Source organism: Ensifer sp. LBL, assembly GCF_050435225.1.
Lineage (GTDB): Bacteria > Pseudomonadota > Alphaproteobacteria > Rhizobiales > Rhizobiaceae > Ensifer.
Genome location: NZ_JBNDJY010000010.1, coordinates 49,584 through 67,683, shown reverse-complemented (window position 1 = coordinate 67,683; position 18,100 = coordinate 49,584). Strand labels below are relative to the sequence as shown.

Sequence of the window (18,100 nt, the reverse complement as noted above, 5' to 3'; positions counted from 1 at the left end):
GTCTTATCCTTTACTTACGTGCGGGCTTCCGCCCGAGGTGGGTCGTTCGGCCGCCACCGTCGAGGTGGCAGGCGTCATGCGTGCGATTGGCGCAAGCAGCCGGCGCAATCGCACGGCGATCGGCATTCTGAGGTGCCGAAGCGCTCTGGGGTTGGTCAGAGCCACCCGGGTGGCTCCGGCCAGCGATCTGGATTTCAGGTGTTCGACGAGGCGAAGGAAGGCGTGCGCTTCCACGAGGCTTCTCTCGCGCCGGCGCTGCATCGCCATCGCCTCACCATCGAGCGTGTGCCTGGCTAGGAATTCCCGGTCGGCCGTCATCATCGCTTCGATGTGGCGCAGTTCGAGCACGCGCGAGATCGAGCCTTCTCTGATGTGATAGCAGTAGCCCGCGGAGGGATCGATGGCGCAGCGGCCGCCACGGGCAAGCGCCGAGGCGAGCAGGATGTAATCCTCGCCGATCCGGATCGTCTCCTCGAAGCGCAAGCGATGGTCGTTGAGGAACCGACGCTCGAAGATCGGCTTCATGTAGCCGAAATTGAAGGTCGAGCGGAAAAGTACGTTCGAACCGATGAAGGCCGCAAGCGTCAACGTCCGTCGGCGCTCAAGCTCGGCTTCGGGAAACATGCGCTCCAGCCGCCCATCGAGATTGAGGACGTCGATGTTGTCGACCACAATCGAAGCCCCGGTTGCGGAGGCGAGACCGATCATGCACGACAAGCGCTGAGTGCTGACAGTGTCGTCCGCGTCGAGAATGGCGATCCAGGTGCCGCGCGCCGCTTCTAGGCCGGCATTGCGCGCGCCTCCAGGCCCGCGGTTTTCGGCAAGCCGCAGCAGCCGCACGCGCGGATCAGCGAGTTCTTCGACGACCGTACAGGTCTCGTCCTTCGAGCAATCGTCGACGACGATCACTTCGACGTCGACCTCCTTCTGCGCAAGCGCACTGTCGATGGCGCGTCGGACCGTTTCGGCAGCGTTATAGGCCGCGATGACGAAGCTGACGTCGGGGGCGCGTTGCGTCATCAGGCGGTCGCCGCTCCGTATTGCTGCAGCTCGCGCACGCCGATGAGGCCGCTGACGACGCCTGCATGCATGATCGCGCGCAGCGCATAGCGCGAGCGGGCGACCGGCGAGCCAAGCAGCAGCAGACTGGCGACGGCGCAATAGCCTGATTTCGCCGTCGCGCGGACGATTTCGGCAACGCGGCTGCCGGCTTGGCCCGGTTCACCCAAGAGCCGGCCATGGGTCTGACCGGAACGGAAGCGCCGTTTTGCCAGCCAGGCAAGCCGCGCGCGTTTCTCCGGTACCGGTTCGAAGACCAGCGCATCGGGTGCATAGGCCAGACGCCCGCCATCCGCATGCATGTGGCGGAAGAACTCCGTATCCTCGCCGCCCGTCTGCCCGAGCGCCAGGTTGAACCGCCTGTTGAAGACGACTGGGCGGGTGAGATCGATGAGGACATTGCAGGTGTAGCCCGTGCGGATCTCGCCATCGACCCAAACCGGCCGGGTCGAATGAAAATCGCCGCGGCGCATCCAATTCGGGGCAGACAGCGCGTACTCGGCGCGAACCGGACCGAGCACCACATCGGCGCGGGTCGTCTGCGCGGTATCGAGCAATTGCATGAGCCAGGTCCTCGACACCGTCTCGTCATCGTCGACGAAGGCGAGATAGTGCCCGGTGCTGTTGTCGAGACAGGCGTTGCGGGCGATCGAAATGTTCGACGCCGGGCAATGCACGTAGAGGATCTCGCAAGGCATGGTCGGGCGCATCTGGTTGACGAGTGCCTCCGCACTCGGCGTCACGTCGTTGTCGGCGACGATAATGCGGATCGCAACATCTGCAGGCACGGTGATGAGCGCGAGGGAATGCAGCGTTTCTGCAAGTTCCGGCCGGCGAAACGTGCACACCGCTATGTCGATCTGCGTCGGCGCGACGGTGTTGGTCATCGTGCCACCCTCCGGTTACGTGTGGTCAGCAATTCCCGCCAGAATCCGGCCGACCAGGCAAAATGCATGACCATTGCCGAAACGGCGGCGAGCGGGCCGTAGGGGTTCTTTTGGCCGAGCGCCATCCACATGCCGTAGCCAATGCAGGCCGCAGCCCAGAGCACGACCGGAACGACCGCAAGCCAGCTGACGACCGCGAGCAGCGCGCCGACGGCGACCGGAGCGACGGCCAGCGGCAGCAGCTGCCTGAGGCTCGGCCAGGCGCGGTGCTTCAACACATTGCGCGCACGTCCGCGGCCATAGGCGAAATACTGGCGGAAGAGGGGGCCGACCTTGGCGCGGGGGTAGTAGACCATGCTGGTCCGGTCGGTCATCCAGATGCGGTAGCCTGCCTGACGGAAGCGATAGTCGAACTCCGCATCTTCGTTGTGGCTGAAGATCTCGTCATAGCCGCCGATCGCCTGGAAGGCGGAAATTCGCATCAGCGCATGGTGACCGTGATCGGCCCAGTGGCTCGTCGCGCCCAGCCGGTGCTTCGCTCCGCCATTGCCGAGCTTGGAATTCTGGGCGTAGGCCGTGGCCTTCTGGAAGGGCGTGAAGCCAACCGTCTGCATGGCGACGACGACCGAGTCCGCGCCGGTCTGAAGCGCCTCCTCGACGAGACGCTCGCAGTAATCGTCCGGATATGTGCCGTGCGCATCGATGCGGATCATGTAGTCGAAGTCGGCGCCGTGGCGCGCGACGGCGAGATTGATCGCCGCGCTCTGGATGCGTTTCGGATTGTCGAGCACCAGCACGGCCGTATCCTTCTCGGCCAGACGCGCCGCGATCTCGCGGGTGCCGTCGGTGCTGCCGCCGTCAGCGATCAGAATGGCACCGTTGAGGCGCCTTGCCGCGGGTAGCAAGGCTTCGACGAGGCCTTGCAGATGTTCGGCCTCGTTGAGGCAGGGAATGACGATGAGAATACGCATGCTCATGACAATCCACCTTCGTTTTGGGGCGTTGAGGCATTTTGATGTGCTTGCGGGAATTCCAGCGCGACGCGCGGCGGGGCGGCGGACGTAACGGCCGACAGGCGGCGCACGAGACCCTCGCAATCGCTGCGATTGAAGATCCAGGTTTCCGGCGCGCAGGCTGCGATCCGCCGGGACGTGGCGTCGTAAATCTCTGAGGTCATCGACCCCATGAGCGCGGCAAGTGCGGCGGGATCAGCTTCGTCGAGCAGCACGCCAAGGCCGCGTATGGCCAGGAACCGCGCGGTCTCGGTGCCGCGCAGCGCGATGGGCACCCGCCCAAAGCGGCAGCCTTCATAGAGCCGGTTCGGCAGCAGCCATTTGGAGTTCTGGCCTTCCTCGAAGAAGTCGATTGCCCAGGTGAAGTGCACGTCGGAGTAGATCGCGCCAAGCTCTTCCGGGCTGCGATAGGGGCCGTGGAACGTCATGAAAGGTTCGTTGCGGATGATGCCGTCGAAGTCGTCGAACTCGCGATAGGCCGGCCGGCCGCGAAGCACGATTTCGAAGCGGCCCTCCATGCGGCGCGAGAAGGACGCCAGCAGCGCCAGCGATTTGCGGCAGCGCAGAGCACCGAACCAGCCGATCCGCCACGGGCCATCCGTCGGCGCGGCGGCAGCGGTCACCGATGGCCGCGCATCGGTTTCGTCGAGCTCGAGCACCTTGTTCTCAAGCATCATGGTCGGCGCCGAGATACCCGATAGCGGGCGGAAATAGTTTTCGACGAATGCGGGAGAACTGGTGATCAAGAGGCGCGCGTCACGGCCGAGCACGCGCTCGCTTGCCCGCAATGCCTTGCCAGCGATGCCGGGGGAGAGGAGCAGTCGGTGAATGTCGAGGCATTCGTAGACAATCGGCATGTCACCGCCGAAGAGGCTGACGGCCTTTCTGGCGATGGCCAGCATGTCGAGGTTGCGGGCAATGATCAGGTCTGGACGTTCGACGCCGCGCAGCGCCTGCTTCAGCGAGATGCAGCTTTTCGCGATCGCAGCGACACGCTGAACGAACCGACCGTCATGCGTGGTGCCGAGCTCGACCGGTACGATGCCCTCGATCGTCGCCAGCGGGTTTGTGTCGCGCCTGAAGCCTGCAAGCGTCACCTTTGCGCCGCCTGCAAGCAACATCAGCACCCGCCGGCGAACGGCGGGGTCGGCAAGATCCTGTGCGAAGTAAAGTATCTTCAGCATGAACATCCAGTTTTCTGTCCGGCCGCGCCGGGCATGGTTCAAATTTCGCGCCGTGCAGCGGCGGGAGCCAGGCTGCCGACCGTGCTCCCGCTCGTCGGCTAGTTCGTCTTGCAGGCAATCGACTCAGGGAACTGGCAGTCGTCCCCCGGTGCGGTGAAAGCCACCCGGTCGACCTGCATCATCGAGGGACCCTTGTAGGCAAAGGCGCCCATCCAATCCGTCAGGGTGTCCGTTCCCCAAAGGCTGAAGAAAATCTTCTGCGGATTGGCCGGTATCTTTGCGGGGTCGGTGACCTCGTGGACCAGTTCGCCATTTACGTAATAGCGAATGCGCTCCTTCTCCCAGACGAAGGCGTAGTCGTTGAAGCCTTGGTTGGCGCCTCCCGGCACATCGACCAGCTTCTCGTTGCCGCCCTTGGCCGAGACGTATTGGTTGATCTGAACCTTTGCCGGGTTCTTGCCGAGCACTTCGAAATCGATCTCGTCATGCGGCTTCTTGTCGGCTGGCCCGATATAGGTGAAGAAGGCGGAGTTCAGCCCCGAGCCGTCGGCCGTCTTGATCCGCGCCTCGTAGGTGCCGTAGCTGAAGCGCTTTCGGGTCTGGATTTCGCCGCAGGCGTAATTGCGCTCGCCGAGTTTTCCTTCGGTAAACGTGAGTTCAGCGATGCCGTTGGCGACTTTCGCCTGCTTCTTTGACCAGGTGCAGTTCTGATGCCCGCCATTGTTCCACCCGTCCGAGACGTACCAGACGGCAGTGTCGAGCGTATCGAAATTGTCGATGAAAGAGGTACCCGTAGCGGTTCCTTCGGCCAGGGCCGGGCCGGCAAGGCCGGCGCCGAGGAGGGTGAGCAGGGCGAGGCGGTGAGGTCGTTTCGATCTCATGGTCAGGTCCTTTGCTGGGGGGAGGGACCGGCGCGAACAGCCCCTGTCCGCGCACGCATGTCGCGGGCGGAGCCGGTCCGGCTGCCGGTGAGAATGGCGGTGAGGGCGGGCAGCCAGCGCTCGGAAAGCGCGTAGGCGCCGGCGAGGAGGGCGATCGTGATGAGCGGAACCGCGCAGTAGAACGCCGGATAGTAACCGATGTCCGATCGGTTCCAGATCATCCAGAGAAGCACGAGCAGCGGAAAATGCGTGCAGAAGATCCAGAAGCTGAGGCCACTGCCGCGCGAGAGTGCCGCGCCGATGTTCGTGCGCACGAGCAGTGCGGAAACGGCCCAGGAGCCGACGATGCCGGAAATCGCAATCAGGCTGCGCAGCATTTCGAGCCACACGGGAAAGTTCGGCCCAAACTGAAAGAGCAGGACGGACAAGAGCACGGCTGCGCTCATGAACGCGATGGTAATAGGCCAGGAAAATCGATCGAAGCTGCGGACGTCGATGCGATGCAGGCTCATGTAGATGCCGGCGCTAAACCCGAAGAGGATCGACTTCTTCAGAAAGATGCCGTTCGGAACGGGCAAAACCGCATAGGCGAAGAGGACGGCGAGCGTCTGTGCCGGATAGCGCTTGATCAGCCAGGCGAGCACCGGCGAAAGAACGATACAAAGCAGGAGGTCGCGGAGGAAATAGAGCGGCAGATTGATCGGCAGATCCTCAAGCGCGAAGGCCAGGCTCAGCCATTCCCTGGGGCTGGCTCCGACGACCTCGGGCAGGTACCCCGAACTGATGTCCTTGGTCTGCGCGACGAAAACCAGCGCGAGAAACGCCAGGTTCCATAACAGGAATGGCAACAGAACGGTCCGTGCCTTGGTCTTCAACGTCCGGCTATAGTCGAAATTGTCGAGACCGCGGCGGAACAGGAGATAACCGGAAATCGCGCTGAGACACGGGACACCGACACGGAAGAGGCTGTCGCCCAGGAAAATGCGCAACCAGTCGATGCCGCCATAGGTGCCGACATACGGACTGGTCGCCGGATCATAGGGCACATGCACGAAGACAATGCCCGAGATCAGCACGATGCGCATCAGATTGATCCGCGAGGAGATATTCGCGTTCACATCAACGATGTCCGTCACCCCCATCTGGCAGCGCGTTTTGAAGCGGCCGTTTCAACAGAGCAGACCAGAGCCCGCACCCAGAAGAGTAGGCTCGGGCACGGATCAAAATATGGCGTCGCAACAAACGAATCGCCCTTGGTCTGCTGCAGTGCAACATTAGAAGGTTCGATAATGATAGGAAAATAGGCCTATAGACTCGCGTGGAGTGGGAAAAAACCACGACCTGGGCGTCAGTTGCGGAATATTACCAACGGCTGATTTTCAGATGCTTATGCTTGTTGAAGTGCATGTGTAACGCTGAGAAGTTGTGCGATTTTTCTTCAACTTTTCAGTAGAAACGATCACGCAAGCGTTATTCCTTGCCGAAATACGGCAAGGGTGGGGCAGGCTTTGGCGCTCTTCCAGCCGCTACTCGGCTGCGGCCGGCACAGAGGCCGAAGCACCGCGGGAACGAACCATATCGTTGAGCTTCGCCAACAGCGGCCGTTCGGTGGCGAGCACCAGCACTAGGTAGATCAGGCCACCGATCGCCGCACCGGCGAGAACCTGGAGCACCGCGCTTGGAAGCAGCGCGCCGTAGTTGTCCAGCAACAATCTGACGATGACAGCCATAATGAAGGCCGAGACCAGCGGCCTCACCGAAATCAGGAAGCCGCGCAGGAAGGGCAGTTGGTCGGCGCGAAAGACAACCCAGGAATAGCCGACGAGCGTCGCGAGGTTCACGAGGCAGAGCGCGATCATCGCCTCCACTAGCGATCCCCCGATCGCGCCATAGGCGACGGCGGCGGTGGTGGCGATCGCCCGGATCACCGCCCACCAGAAGAGGGTCGCGCCCTGGCCGATACCCTTGAGATAGGGAATGTAGGTGCTGCAGGGTGTCAGCAGGCCCTTCGACAGGGCGAGCAAGCCGAGCACCGGCCAGGCTGAAGCCCATTGCTGGCCGAAGAGCACGAGCATCGCCGGCTCGGCAAGCGCCCAGAGGCCGAACATCATCGGCGCGAGCAGCACGGTGGTGACCTGCGTGCTGAGCATCAGCGCCTGCGAGCGCCGCTGCCGGTCGTCGCCCATATGGCTGAAGGCGGGAAAGAGGACGCCCATGACCGCCGAAAGGACGATCTGGTTGGGAATGCTGGAAAAGCGGTTCGCCGCCGAGTAGGCGCCGGCATCCGAGAGACCGAGATAGCGACTGATGACGACCATCGGCGATTGGAAGGTGATGAAGTTGGCGATCTCGGAGCCCATCATGCCGAAGCTGAAGCGGCAGAGCGAAAGAACGCGCCGTGCCGAAAACACGAAACGCGGGACGTAGCCGGAGACGGCATAGAGCCCGGCAAGCCGGATGAACGCCGAAACGAAAAGCTGCGCAAGCAGCGACCACACCCCGAAGCCGAGAAGCGCGGCCCCAACCGCGACGAGGGCGCCGAGGATTTCCGAGAGCATCGTCCAGACTGCGTCCTTGCTGAAATTCATCCGGCGGGCAAGCAGCGCATAGGCGACATCGCCCGCAAGCTGCAGCGGGATGAGCAGGCTCATGATCTGCAGCAGATGGCTTGCCTCCGGTGCGCCGAGCAAGGTCGCGAGCGGTCCGGCGAAGACGAAAAGTCCAAGCGCCATCATCAGCGAGACCGCCAGATTGGCCCAGAATGCGGAGTGGATGAGCTCCATGTCCTCATCGCGCTGGATGACCAGAGCCGAGGCAAGACCGGCGCCACCGATCATCGCCAGAAACTGCACGACTGTGAGCGCGACGGCGACCGTTCCGAACTCTTCCGGCGTCAGGATGCGCGCCAAAATCGGCACGGTGACAAACTTCAGCCCGAATGTGCCTGTCTTTGAAAGGACGCTCCAGCCGACGTTCCGAGTCACAGACTTGGCGTTTACGTTTGAAGGCATGTGAGCATCCCGTGATGCCTTTGAAGGAATTCCGACAAAGGGCAAGCGCTAGATTAGAGGTCGCGACCCGGTGGGAGGAGACCACGCACTACTCTTTTAGAGAAACCCCAGGGGCGAAAAGATGGCGAAGCTGACTGTTATTATTCCCTACTACCAGAAGGAGCCGGGTATTCTTCGGCGCGCGCTGGCGTCCGTCTTTGCCCAGAGCTATCAAGACTTCCATGTCCTGGTGATAGACGATCAATCTCCTTACCCGATCGATGAGGAATTGAACCCGCTTGCCGATAGCGAGCGGGCACGCCTGACGGTGATCCGGCAGGAAAACAAGGGTCCCGGCGGTGCGCGCAACACCGGGCTCGACAACGTTCCGGCTGACTCGGCCTTTGCCGCATTCCTCGATTCCGACGATGTCTGGACCGTCGATCACCTCCAGAATGCGGTCGACAGCATGAGCCGATATGGCGCCGACTGCTACTGGGCGTCGATCACCGGCAGCGAGGCGTTCTACTACCATTTCGGCGTGGCCGATCTCGCAGAGAGCGATACGGTCGTGCGCCTGCAGGAAAGCCCGCTTGTCGTCGAAATTCCCGACCTTTCCAATGTCATGCTGCGGAACTGGAGCTTCCTGCACCTCTCCTGCATGGTGATTGGCCGCAAGCTTTTCGAGACGGTGCGCTTTGATGCCGAGCTGCGTCTTGCGGCCGAGGACGTGCTGTTCTTCTGCGACTGCATTCTGGCTTCCAGCCGCGTCGTGCTTTGCGATGCGGCCGGTGCCGTGCGCGGGGAGGGCATCAACATCTTCCACTCGATCGACAACGATTCGCCGCAGTTCCTGCAGCAGCAGTTCAACACCTTTGTTGCCCTTGAAACGCTGGAGCACCGGCTTTCGCGCAGGCCATCGGCCGTCGCGTCGATCCAGTCCTACCAGCATACGGCCCGGCGCCAGGCGCTCTGGAGCCAGGCGCGCCGTCTGAAGCGGCGCAAGTCGCCGCAGTTCCGGCTGCTGGCGCGTTGGGTCCTGCGCGATCCGAAGCTTTTGCAGAGCGCATTCGAGCTTGCCGTCGGCAAGTTCTCCCGTTCACGCTGATCCGGACAGAAACGCCTTTTCGGAGGAAGAACAAGGCCGCCAGGCGCGGCATAGAACCTATCTCGCATTCTGAAAGAAGGGACCGCCCATGAAGCCCTATTATTGGGAATCTCAGCACGGCAATTTCGGCGACGACCTCAACCTCTGGCTTTGGGATTTCCTGCTGCCGGGTTTTCGCGATGTCCATGACGACATCCTCCTCGTCGGCGTTGGCACGGTGCTCAACCGTGCGCTTCTGCCCGACGGCGTCCGCAAACTCGTGATCGGCAGTGGTTTTGGCTACGGCACCTTGCCGGACATGCGCGATGCCGCCGAATGGGATCTTCGCTGCGTGCGCGGGCCGTTGACGGCCGAAAAGATCGGCCTTGCGCCGGAGCGCGGCATTGTCGATCCCGCGGTCATGGTCGCCGACATGCCGGAATTCCGGGACCTGCCGAAACTGTACAAGCGCAGTTTCATTCCCCATTGGGAAAGCGCGATCGCCGGCATGTGGCCCGTCACCTGCGGCACTGTCGGCCTGCACTACATCGACCCCCGCGGAGAGGCCAAGAACGTGATCCGCGAGATCGCGCAGTCGGAGTTCATTGTGGCCGAATCGATGCACGGGGCGATTCTCGCCGACACATTCCGCGTTCCCTGGGTGGCGGTGACGACATCCGAAAGCATCAACAGCTTCAAGTGGAACGACTGGGCAAAAACCGTCGGGGTCGAATACCGTCCCCGTCATGTGCCGGTCTCCAGCCGTACCGAAGCGATGATCAAGGGCGCGCGTTTCTGGGGCATGGGCTTCGAGGCGCAGACCGTGCCGGAGGCTGCGAACCTGCGATCCGCTGACGACGAGGTGATCGTTGCGGCCAGAGAACCGCGTCAGACGTTCTTGCGCAGTGCTGCCAAGCAGGTTCTCGCGGCGCCGTCGACGCTGGCACTGTGGCAGGCGAGCCGGGCAGCGCCGCAATTGAGCAGCGACAGCCGGCTCGCGGAACGCAAGGAACGCTTCCAGGAGGCGTTGGCCGCCGTGCGGCGCGCCTACCTCTAGCACGTCGCAAACGCGCTCCGGACTGGAAGCCGGAGCGTTTTCCACCCACGATGGTTCGGCGCGGCGGTGACGCCGCCAAGCTTGCTGCTAGCGCGCGTGCTTGGCGCCGACGGGCAGAAGGTAACGCACAGACGCAGCGCTGTTCGGTGCCGCATCCTGGCCTGGTCTGAAGCGCTCCGTCTTGTCGGCGAAAATGCCGGCCGTCACGGCCGGTGCGGCGCCTGGACGGCGCATCAGGTAGCCGATTGCGGCCATTGCGCCGCGCTCTTTCTTTAGGTCGAGAAAGTGGCGGTGCTGGTAGCGGCCACGCACGTGACGCTCGTGCCGTCGCACGGCAGCCGCCGCTTCACCGTCGAGGTCGTTTGCGGCAAGGACGACGCGGTCGGCCTCGTAGAGGCGCTTGAGATCCTCGGTCCGGTGGCTGCCGCTCAGCGAATTGCCGCGCACGATTGCCGCATAGCCGCAGCTTTGAATGACCTTGTAGCGCGCGCCCTTGGCCAGCGCGCGAAGATAGAGGTCGTAGTCCTCCCCAAGCCGAAGCGCCTCCTGATAGCGGATGCCATGCTCGTCGAGGAAGCGGCGGCGCATCAGCGGCTTCAGGAAGCCGATCTCGCCACGTTTCACGCCCGGCCGCGAGATATTGCCCTCGACGAAATCAATGAGGCTGAGAAGGCGCGGCCGCGGCGGGAAGTCATCGACCCTTGGAGCCGCACCAGTCGCTGCGGCCTCGCCCATGAAGGCGATGTTGTCGGCGATGAAATCCCATTCGTCTTCTGCGAGCAGTCGGCCGAGCCTGCCCGGTAGAAAGAAATCGTCGGCGTCGAGGATCGCCAGAACCGGGGAGCGGCTGATGGCGATCGCATGGTTGCGAGCCGCTGAAGGGCCGCGATTGCTCTCGAAGCGTGCGATCGTCAGTCGGCCGCTATTGTCGTCGGCAGAACGTGCTGCAGCGACGGTCCGATCGGTGGACCCGTCGTCCACCACGATCACTTCGGCGGTTTCCGGTTCGGCCAGCGCCGACGCGACAGCACGGGCGATGGTCGCCTCGGCATTCTTTGCAGCAATGATGACGCAGACATCTGTCCGGGCGACTGTGGTCATGGGGGGCCTCCAGTATCCTGTCTCGCGGGCAGCGCGGCGCCTATCGGCCAAATGGACTGCACCAGTTCTCGATCGCTGCATGATGAAGCCGGATCATCGGTGACTGAGTTCATGCAGTGCCGGCATTGAATCTTGCCGTAACGGGCGGCACCATGCAGGGCGATCATGTCGCAACCGCGTCGAAAGAGATTTTTTTGAAGAATGGGAAGGCGGGCCGACCCGGCCTTGCGGTCAACGGTTGAAGTGGCCGGGGCGGTTCAGACGGTGGCTATTGCTGCCCGGCTTGTCGTCGTTGGCCGACTGCAGCACTTCAGCCTGCTTTTTTCCACGCTCGCGCGCCTTCCTCCAGATGAGGAAGACGACGGCGAGGAAGTAGCCGATCTGAATGAGTACCGCACAGATCGCCGTCTGGATCAGGGTGGATGTGAGCGAGCCATTGAGGAAATAGGTGACGACAGCAAAAACCGTTAGGGCGCCGATCATACTCACGAAGACGCGTGGTGCGTACATGGCACTAGCTCGCAATCGGTTCTATCGTTGCAGACGTCATCGCAAAATCGGCCTTTCCTCTGCAAATGTTAATATATTGGCGACGGACATCGGCTGCAACCGGCAATAGCCGCCGCTTTGCTCCATAGAAACAGGCAAATCTTTATGTCGCGTTTCGAACAGCGACGATCGAATCAAAATCAGTTGATTGGCCCCAAGCGCCATTGTGACGCGAGCCTACGTCGGCAGCTGATTTTCCACCTCCCGTCGGAAAGCGGTCGGCGCGTCGCCTGATGGTTGCCGCCGCACTCACGTGCTGATCAATTTTTATTACAAGTTTGAACGATGTTGCGAGCGTTTGTGTGCGCCGCAAAGACTTGGTGCGCCGCAACAAAATTTGCGAAATATCGGCTGCCGGCAATTTCGGAGCAGGGAAAATCACGCGCCCGAAGCTCAAGGAAAACATCGGCCTGCGAAGATATCGCTACTTCTCCGGAAATGTAATTTGGCATGTCGAAAACAATACAGGAATACGTGCCAGGTGATACTTTTTCTAGCAATAATATAACGGCAGCCGTCACGGGAAATATTTCATATTCGAAAGTGGTGATATACGCATTTTGGCTGCGGCGCTGATGCCCGCCTTTATTTCGCCTTCAAAAAGCAAATCCTTACCAAACGTTCATTATTCAAGATGAGCGCGCCTCAGCGTGGTCTAAAGGCCCCTTCTGGGGAGACCGACAAATCGCCAAACGTAAATGGAGTCACCTCTATGAAGTCTGCGACCAGATCGGCCAATTCGCCGTTTTTCAGTGCCGCAGAGTTTGCGGCAGTTCCGCCTGTGGGTGGTGTTTCGAAGCGTGGCTTCGACGTGCTTGCCGCTTCCCTCGCCCTCGTTTTCCTAAGCCCGCTGTTCCTGATGCTCATGGCGCTCGTCAAGTTTTCCGACGGCGGCAGCATCTTCTACGGCCACCGCCGCGTCGGCCACAGCGGCAAGTACTTCCGGTGCCTCAAGTTCCGCACGATGCGCCCTGACGGAGACCGGATTCTGCAGGACTATCTCAAGGCCAACCCGGCCGCCTATGAGGAATGGCGCGCGACGCGCAAACTGCAGGATGACCCGCGTGTCACGGTCGTCGGCAGCGTGCTGCGCAAACTCAGCCTCGATGAGCTGCCGCAACTCTTCAACATCGTGCGCGGTGAAATGAGCATCGTTGGTCCGCGCCCGGTGGTGGAGGACGAACTGGAACTCTACGACAGCGCCGCCGTCTACTACCTGCAATCCCGCCCCGGTCTCACCGGCCTTTGGCAGATCAGCGGGCGCAACGACGTTTCCTACGCAACCCGCATCGCGTTCGACACCCAATACGTCCAGAACTGGTCGCTGCTGAGCGACTTTTCCATTGTTGTCAGGACCATTCCCGCCGTTTGCCTTTCGCGCGGCAGCTACTGACGAAACAGCGCCTGGAAAGCCCGCGCGACCGGTCGCGGGACGGCGCCCCTTCATTCGGGAAGCCCAAATGAAAAAACACAATCTGTCGGGAAAGTCGCGCATGCCGCGTACGCTGCCCCGTTTCCTGCGTCGCGCCGCTCTCATCGCCGCGGCGCTCACTTTCGCGCTTCCGGCTTGGGCCGACGAGTACCAACTCGGCACCATGGACAGGCTGAGGATCCGCGTGGCCGAATGGCAGACTGCTGAAGGAGCCGTCCGCGACTGGTCCGTTGTCAGCGGCGAGTACACGGTCGGTCCGTCGGGAGCGCTCTCCTTGCCCTTCATCGGCGACCTGCCGGCAGCCGGCAAGACGACGACCGAAGTCGGCGAAGCGATCGGCGAGAAGATGCAGACGCTCTTCGGTCTGCGTGACCGACCGTCCGCCTCCGTCGAGCTTGCGCAATACCGCCCGGTCTATCTCGCGGGCGAGGTGCAGAAGCCCGGCGAATATCCTTTTGCGCCCAATCTCACGGTGCTGAAGGCCGTAAGCCTCGGCGGCGGTCTGCGTCGCTCCGAAAGCGGTCAGCGCTTTGCCCGCGATTACATCAATGCGCATGGCGATTCGAGCGTCCAGACGTCCGAGCGCAACCGGTTGTTGATCCGCCGTGCCCGCCTTCAGGCCGAGATCGCAGAAAAAGAAGGCATCGAGCTACCGAAGGACCTTCAAGGAGTACCGGGCATCGACAAGCTTCTCGCCAACGAGACGGCGCTGATGGCCTCGCGCGACAGGAAGCAGAAGCTGCAATTGAAAGCGCTCGCCGATCTGAAGTCCCTGCTCGAAAGCGAAATCCAGTCGCTGGCAAAGAAGACGGAAACACAGAATCGCCAGCTCGAGCTCGTCGTCGAAGACCGCGAGAAGGTCGAGAGCCTTGCCGAGAAGGGGCTGGCGCTCAGCCAGCGCAAACTGTCGTTGGAGCAGCGCGTCGCCGAACTGCAGGCTGCTCTTCTCGACATCGACACCGCTTCGCTGAAGGCGAAGCAGGATGTCAGCAAGGCGGGGCAGGACGAGACCAATCTTCGCAACGATTGGGACGCCCAACTGGCCCAGGACCTGCAGAACACCGAGGCCGAACTCGACACGCTCTCGATCAAGCTCGGCACCAGCCGCGATCTGATGGCCGAAGCGCTGTTGCAATCGGCCGAAGCCGCGCAGTCGAAGGACAATACGGCGGAGGCCACGATCGCCTATTCGATCATGCGCGAGCGCGACGGCAAGCCGACGGAGATCGCCGCCGACGAAAATACGCCTGTATTGCCCGGTGACGTGATCAAGGTCGAAGCCAACCTGGCAACGCAGTAGGACCGGCTGTGAAGATTTCGAAGGCGAGCCTGATTTCTGCCGATCGCAATGGTGTCTATGGCACCGTTGCGATCGCGCTATCGCTCTTCATCTTCGCCTATTCCTCGCGTTTCGGGCAGGCATCGATCCTGCTCTACTATGGCCTTTGGCTGCCGCTGGTGCTGGTCGATTATCGTCGCGTGCTCGGCAACTACGGCATCCGCCTCTGGGTTCTTGGCTTCGCGATCTTCGCCTGCCTGTCCGTCTTCTGGTCGGCAGCGCCCGGTATGACGGCGCGAACGGGAGTGCAGTATCTCTCCCACGTGATTTGTGCCCTGATTGCCATGCGGGTCGTCGGCATCAGGACGCTCGTGCGCGGCGCGATTGCAGGCACCGGCGTCGTTCTCGTCTACTCGCTGCTCTTCGGCGTCTACCACCTCGATCCGCTCGACGGCACCTACAGTTTCGTCGGCGCCTTCGCCTCGAAGAACCAGCTTGGCTTCTACGCCTCGCTCGGCATCTATTTCGCCTTCGTCGCGCCGATCGCGCTTGGTGAACGCGGCCTGTGGCTCGCGGCATCGGGCCTGGTTGCGATGCTGTCGGCCTATTCCCTTTTTGCCTCGCAATCGGCGACGTCGGTGTTGACCACCGTGGTCATCCTCGGGCTCTGGCTCGGCATGCGGGTCGTCGGCCTATTGTCGCCGGCACACCGCAAGGGTCTCTTCCTCGCAGCTACCGTATGCGCCGTCATGGTTGCCGTTGCAGGTATCTATGGCGGCGGCGTCGATCTTGTCCTTGGCCTTTTCGGCAAGGATTCCACCCTGACCGGGCGAACCTATCTTTGGCAGCAGGGCATCGAGGCCGCCATGTCGTCACCGCTGGTCGGTGTCGGCTATCAGGCCTATTGGGTCCAGGGTTTCTCGGAGCCCGAGCGTCTTTGGGAAGAGTTCTATATCGCCACGCGCTCCGGCTTCCATTTTCACAACACCTTTATCGAAGCGATGGTGGAGACCGGGGCAATCGGGCTCGTTCTCTTGTCCGGCATCCTGCTGATAACCGTGCTCGGACACACCAAGCGGCTGTTGACGCAGGACCACGACACGCAATCCTCGGTGCTTTTCGGCATAGCGCTGCTGCTGCTGGTGCGGTCCTTCGTCGAGATCGACATCATGAACCCCTATCATATCGGCTCGTTCCTGCTCTATTTCGCCGCCGGAAAGCTGACATTGCCGGAAGCGCGTACGCAGCAGAGCGTCGAAGATCGTCCCGCGCCGGCCGTATCGGAGATCCCGCTGCGACTGAGGTATCGATGATCAGCCCTCCGACGACGATCTACGGCATCCAGTATCTCCGGGCCGTCGCAGCGCTCGGGGTCGTCATCTTTCACGCCGCCGAACGCACCGGGCACCACTTCGCGATCGGTGCTGCCGGCGTCGATGTCTTCTTCGTCATCAGCGGCTTCATTATGTGGGTGATCAGCGAGCGGCGGCCGGTGTCACCGCTCGCCTTCCTGCGTGATCGCGTTCAAAGGATCGCGCCGATCTATTGGCTCGCGACCGCGGTGATGGTCATCGGCGGTCTTGCCGGCCTGTTTCCCAATCTCGTCTTGAGCAATGGACATGTGCTTTCCTCGCTGCTGTTTATTCCCGTGCGATCGCCAAGCAGTGGCGAAATCTGGCCGGTGCTGGTGCAGGGTTGGACGCTGAACTACGAGATGTTCTTCTATGCGGTCTTCGCCCTGACGCTGCTGTTGCCGCGGTCGAGGCGGCTGCTGGCGATCGCGGGCTGTTTCTCAGCGCTGGTGGCCATCGGCTTTGCCGTCGACAGCGACAACGCGCTTTTCGTCACCTATACGCGGCCGATCATTCTTGAATTCGTGGCAGGAATGATCGTCGCCGAGTTCTGGCTGAGAGGCAGGGTGCCGGGCGCAATGTCCGGCCTTGTGCTTTTCGCCGGTGCATTTTCGGGATTCGCGGCGGTTGCCGTGCTTCGCCTGCCTTTCGACGAGTTCATTCTCGGACCCTTGGCCGTCATGCTGGTTTTGGGAACGCTGGCGCTCGAGGCGCAGGGCTGGTTTCGCCCGCGCAGGCTGCCGATGATGCTTGGCGACGCATCCTACTCGATTTACCTCTGGCATACCTTTGCGATTTCGGTCGTGGTCAAGGCCTGTGGAATGATCGGGATTGGGCCGCTCGCATCGGGGTTGCTGGCGATCGCTGCCGGGACCGCGCTTGGCGTTCTCGCCTATGTTCTGATCGAGAAACCGCTGGCCACCCGTCTGCGCTCGGGCTTTTTCTCAAGGACGCTACAGCACACGGCCTGAGGCGTCGGAGCGATCCTGGTGCGGCGATGACAGCCGCACCAGCGCCACCAAAGCCTCAAACGCCCTGATTGCGGCGGGAATGCCAGTTCCAGGCCGTGCGCGTGATGTCGGTGAGGTCGTATTTCGGAACCCATCCCAGCACGTCGCGAGCCTTGTCGTTGTTGGCGACCAGTGTCGTCGAATCTCCCTCGCGGCGGTCGACGAGATCAACCTGGTATTCACGTCCGGAAACCTCGGAAATCGCCGTCAGCAGTTCCTTGACGGTCGTGCCGGTGCCCGTGCCGAGGTTGAGCTCGACGCTGTCGCCGCCGGCAAGCAGGTGTTCGACCGCGCGCACATGGGCGTCGGCAAGATCAAGCACGTGGATGTAGTCGCGTACGCAGGTGCCGTCGCGGGTGTCGTAGTCCGTGCCGAAGATCTTGAAGCTCTGCCGCCGGCCAAGGGCGGCGTCGATGGCGAGCGGAATGGCATGCGTTTCCGGCTCGTGCCACTCGCCAATGCGGCCTTCCGGATCGGCGCCGGCGGCGTTGAAGTAGCGCAGGATGACCGAGCGCAGGCCCTTGTACTGCCCATAGTCCTTCAGCGCCTGTTCGCACACCCACTTGGTCCGGCCGTAGGGATTGATCGGCGCCTGGCGGTGCTGCTCGTCGATCGGCACGCTCTCCGGCAGGCCATAGGTGGCGCAGGTGGACGAGAAGACGAAAGCTTCGACGCCGGCGGCAAGGGCAGCCGAAAGCAAGGTCAGCGTGCCGATGACATTATTGTCGTAGAAGGAAACCGGGTCCTTCACCGATTCACCCACCTCGATCATCGCGGCAAAATGCAGGATGGCGCGTGGCTTGTGACGGGCAAGGACTTCGTCGAGCCGCTTGCGGTCGCGGATATCACCCTTTTCCAGCACGCCCCATTTGACGAATTCCTCGTGGCCATTCGAAAGGTTGTCGTAAACGACCGGCTCGAAACCCTTGTTGGCGAGTTCGAGGCACGTATGCGAGCCGATGTAGCCGGCACCGCCGACGACGAGGACTTTGTTGCTTTCCATGATGCTTACGATCCTTGGGAGGTTCAGAGAAATTGCCAAGATTTTTCAACGGATGACGACAATGGTGTCAATGCCGCGCGCAATCAAGCACGTGTCCATGTCGCGTATGTGGCGGTGGTTACCAGCGTGCTTCTTTCCACACTTCTGTCGATCCTGGCCCGTCAAAATCGGTGGGAAAAATGCGGGAAGGGACAATTATCTCCCGGGCGACGGCGC

At 61.9% G+C, this 18,100-nt stretch carries 17 protein-coding genes; 6 read left to right on the top strand and 11 right to left on the bottom strand.

Features of this window, described 5'->3' with window-relative positions:
• Window positions 1-3: 3 nt before the first annotated feature.
• From OKW20_RS29855 to OKW20_RS29825, 7 genes are all read right to left on the bottom strand, one after another.
• Window positions 4-1,020, bottom strand: a complete 1,017-nt coding sequence (locus OKW20_RS29855) for a glycosyltransferase family 2 protein (RefSeq protein ID WP_429178092.1) — start codon at window positions 1,018-1,020, stop codon at window positions 4-6.
• Complete coding sequence (locus OKW20_RS29850; RefSeq protein WP_429178090.1) at window positions 1,020-1,946, bottom strand: glycosyltransferase; 927 nt, start codon at window positions 1,944-1,946, stop codon at window positions 1,020-1,022. The genes OKW20_RS29855 and OKW20_RS29850 overlap by 1 nt, the downstream gene beginning before the upstream one ends.
• Complete coding sequence (locus OKW20_RS29845) at window positions 1,943-2,917, bottom strand: glycosyltransferase family 2 protein (RefSeq protein ID WP_429178182.1); 975 nt, start codon at window positions 2,915-2,917, stop codon at window positions 1,943-1,945. Before OKW20_RS29845 ends, OKW20_RS29850 begins: the two co-directional genes overlap by 4 nt.
• 2 nt (window positions 2,918-2,919) lie before the next feature.
• Window positions 2,920-4,143 carry a glycosyl transferase family 1 gene (locus OKW20_RS29840; protein ID WP_429178088.1) on the bottom strand — a complete coding sequence of 408 codons (1,224 nt, stop codon included), beginning with the start codon at window positions 4,141-4,143 and terminating at the stop codon, window positions 2,920-2,922.
• A gap of 98 nt (window positions 4,144-4,241) precedes the next feature.
• On the bottom strand, window positions 4,242-5,024 hold the full coding sequence (locus OKW20_RS29835) for a glycoside hydrolase family 16 protein (protein WP_429178086.1): 783 nt from the start codon (window positions 5,022-5,024) through the stop codon (window positions 4,242-4,244).
• A 2-nt stretch (window positions 5,025-5,026) separates the two neighbouring features.
• Window positions 5,027-6,142, bottom strand: coding sequence for an acyltransferase family protein (locus OKW20_RS29830; protein ID WP_429178084.1), 1,116 nt, complete (start codon window positions 6,140-6,142; stop codon window positions 5,027-5,029).
• A gap of 408 nt (window positions 6,143-6,550) precedes the next feature.
• Window positions 6,551-8,035: a lipopolysaccharide biosynthesis protein gene (locus tag OKW20_RS29825; protein WP_429178082.1), complete on the bottom strand. Its 1,485-nt coding sequence runs from the start codon at window positions 8,033-8,035 to the stop codon at window positions 6,551-6,553.
• A gap of 121 nt (window positions 8,036-8,156) precedes the next feature.
• On the opposite strand from OKW20_RS29825, the gene OKW20_RS29820 reads away from it, so the two are divergent.
• Together OKW20_RS29820 and OKW20_RS29815 are read left to right on the top strand one after the other, a co-directional pair.
• Window positions 8,157-9,122 carry a glycosyltransferase family 2 protein gene (locus OKW20_RS29820; protein WP_429178080.1) on the top strand — a complete coding sequence of 322 codons (966 nt, stop codon included), beginning with the start codon at window positions 8,157-8,159 and terminating at the stop codon, window positions 9,120-9,122.
• An 88-nt stretch (window positions 9,123-9,210) separates the two neighbouring features.
• Window positions 9,211-10,158, top strand: a complete 948-nt coding sequence (locus OKW20_RS29815) for a polysaccharide pyruvyl transferase family protein (protein WP_429178078.1) — start codon at window positions 9,211-9,213, stop codon at window positions 10,156-10,158.
• 87 nt (window positions 10,159-10,245) lie between these two features.
• Here OKW20_RS29815 and OKW20_RS29810 read toward each other — a convergent pair whose 3' ends face one another.
• The 3 genes from OKW20_RS29810 to OKW20_RS29800 all read right to left on the bottom strand — a co-directional run bounded on the left by OKW20_RS29810 (window position 10,246) and on the right by OKW20_RS29800 (window position 12,329).
• Complete coding sequence (locus OKW20_RS29810; protein ID WP_429178076.1) at window positions 10,246-11,259, bottom strand: glycosyltransferase family 2 protein; 1,014 nt, start codon at window positions 11,257-11,259, stop codon at window positions 10,246-10,248.
• A gap of 231 nt (window positions 11,260-11,490) precedes the next feature.
• Window positions 11,491-11,769 (bottom strand): exopolysaccharide production repressor protein, encoded by a 279-nt coding sequence (locus tag OKW20_RS29805; protein ID WP_043612708.1) that lies wholly within the window; start codon window positions 11,767-11,769, stop codon window positions 11,491-11,493.
• A gap of 299 nt (window positions 11,770-12,068) precedes the next feature.
• Window positions 12,069-12,329: a hypothetical protein gene (locus tag OKW20_RS29800; RefSeq protein WP_429178074.1), complete on the bottom strand. Its 261-nt coding sequence runs from the start codon at window positions 12,327-12,329 to the stop codon at window positions 12,069-12,071.
• Window positions 12,330-12,520: 191 nt separating this feature from the next.
• Here OKW20_RS29800 and OKW20_RS29795 point away from each other — a divergent pair, with 191 nt between their 5' ends.
• From OKW20_RS29795 to OKW20_RS29780, 4 genes are all read left to right on the top strand, one after another.
• Window positions 12,521-13,201: a sugar transferase gene (locus OKW20_RS29795; protein ID WP_043612706.1), complete on the top strand. Its 681-nt coding sequence runs from the start codon at window positions 12,521-12,523 to the stop codon at window positions 13,199-13,201.
• A 67-nt stretch (window positions 13,202-13,268) separates the two neighbouring features.
• The gene (locus tag OKW20_RS29790; protein WP_429178072.1) at window positions 13,269-14,540 is read left to right on the top strand and encodes a polysaccharide biosynthesis/export family protein; all 1,272 of its coding nucleotides are present in this window, start codon (window positions 13,269-13,271) and stop codon (window positions 14,538-14,540) included.
• Window positions 14,541-14,548: 8 nt separating this feature from the next.
• A complete protein-coding gene (locus OKW20_RS29785) occupies window positions 14,549-15,832 on the top strand; it encodes an O-antigen ligase family protein (protein ID WP_429178070.1) in 1,284 nt (427 codons plus the stop codon).
• Complete coding sequence (locus tag OKW20_RS29780; protein WP_429178068.1) at window positions 15,829-16,842, top strand: acyltransferase family protein; 1,014 nt, start codon at window positions 15,829-15,831, stop codon at window positions 16,840-16,842. The genes OKW20_RS29785 and OKW20_RS29780 overlap by 4 nt, the downstream gene beginning before the upstream one ends.
• Window positions 16,843-16,897: 55 nt before the next feature.
• Here OKW20_RS29780 and galE read toward each other — a convergent pair whose 3' ends face one another.
• On the bottom strand, window positions 16,898-17,884 hold the full coding sequence (galE, locus tag OKW20_RS29775) for a UDP-glucose 4-epimerase GalE (protein WP_429178066.1): 987 nt from the start codon (window positions 17,882-17,884) through the stop codon (window positions 16,898-16,900).
• Window positions 17,885-18,100: the final 216 nt, after the last annotated feature.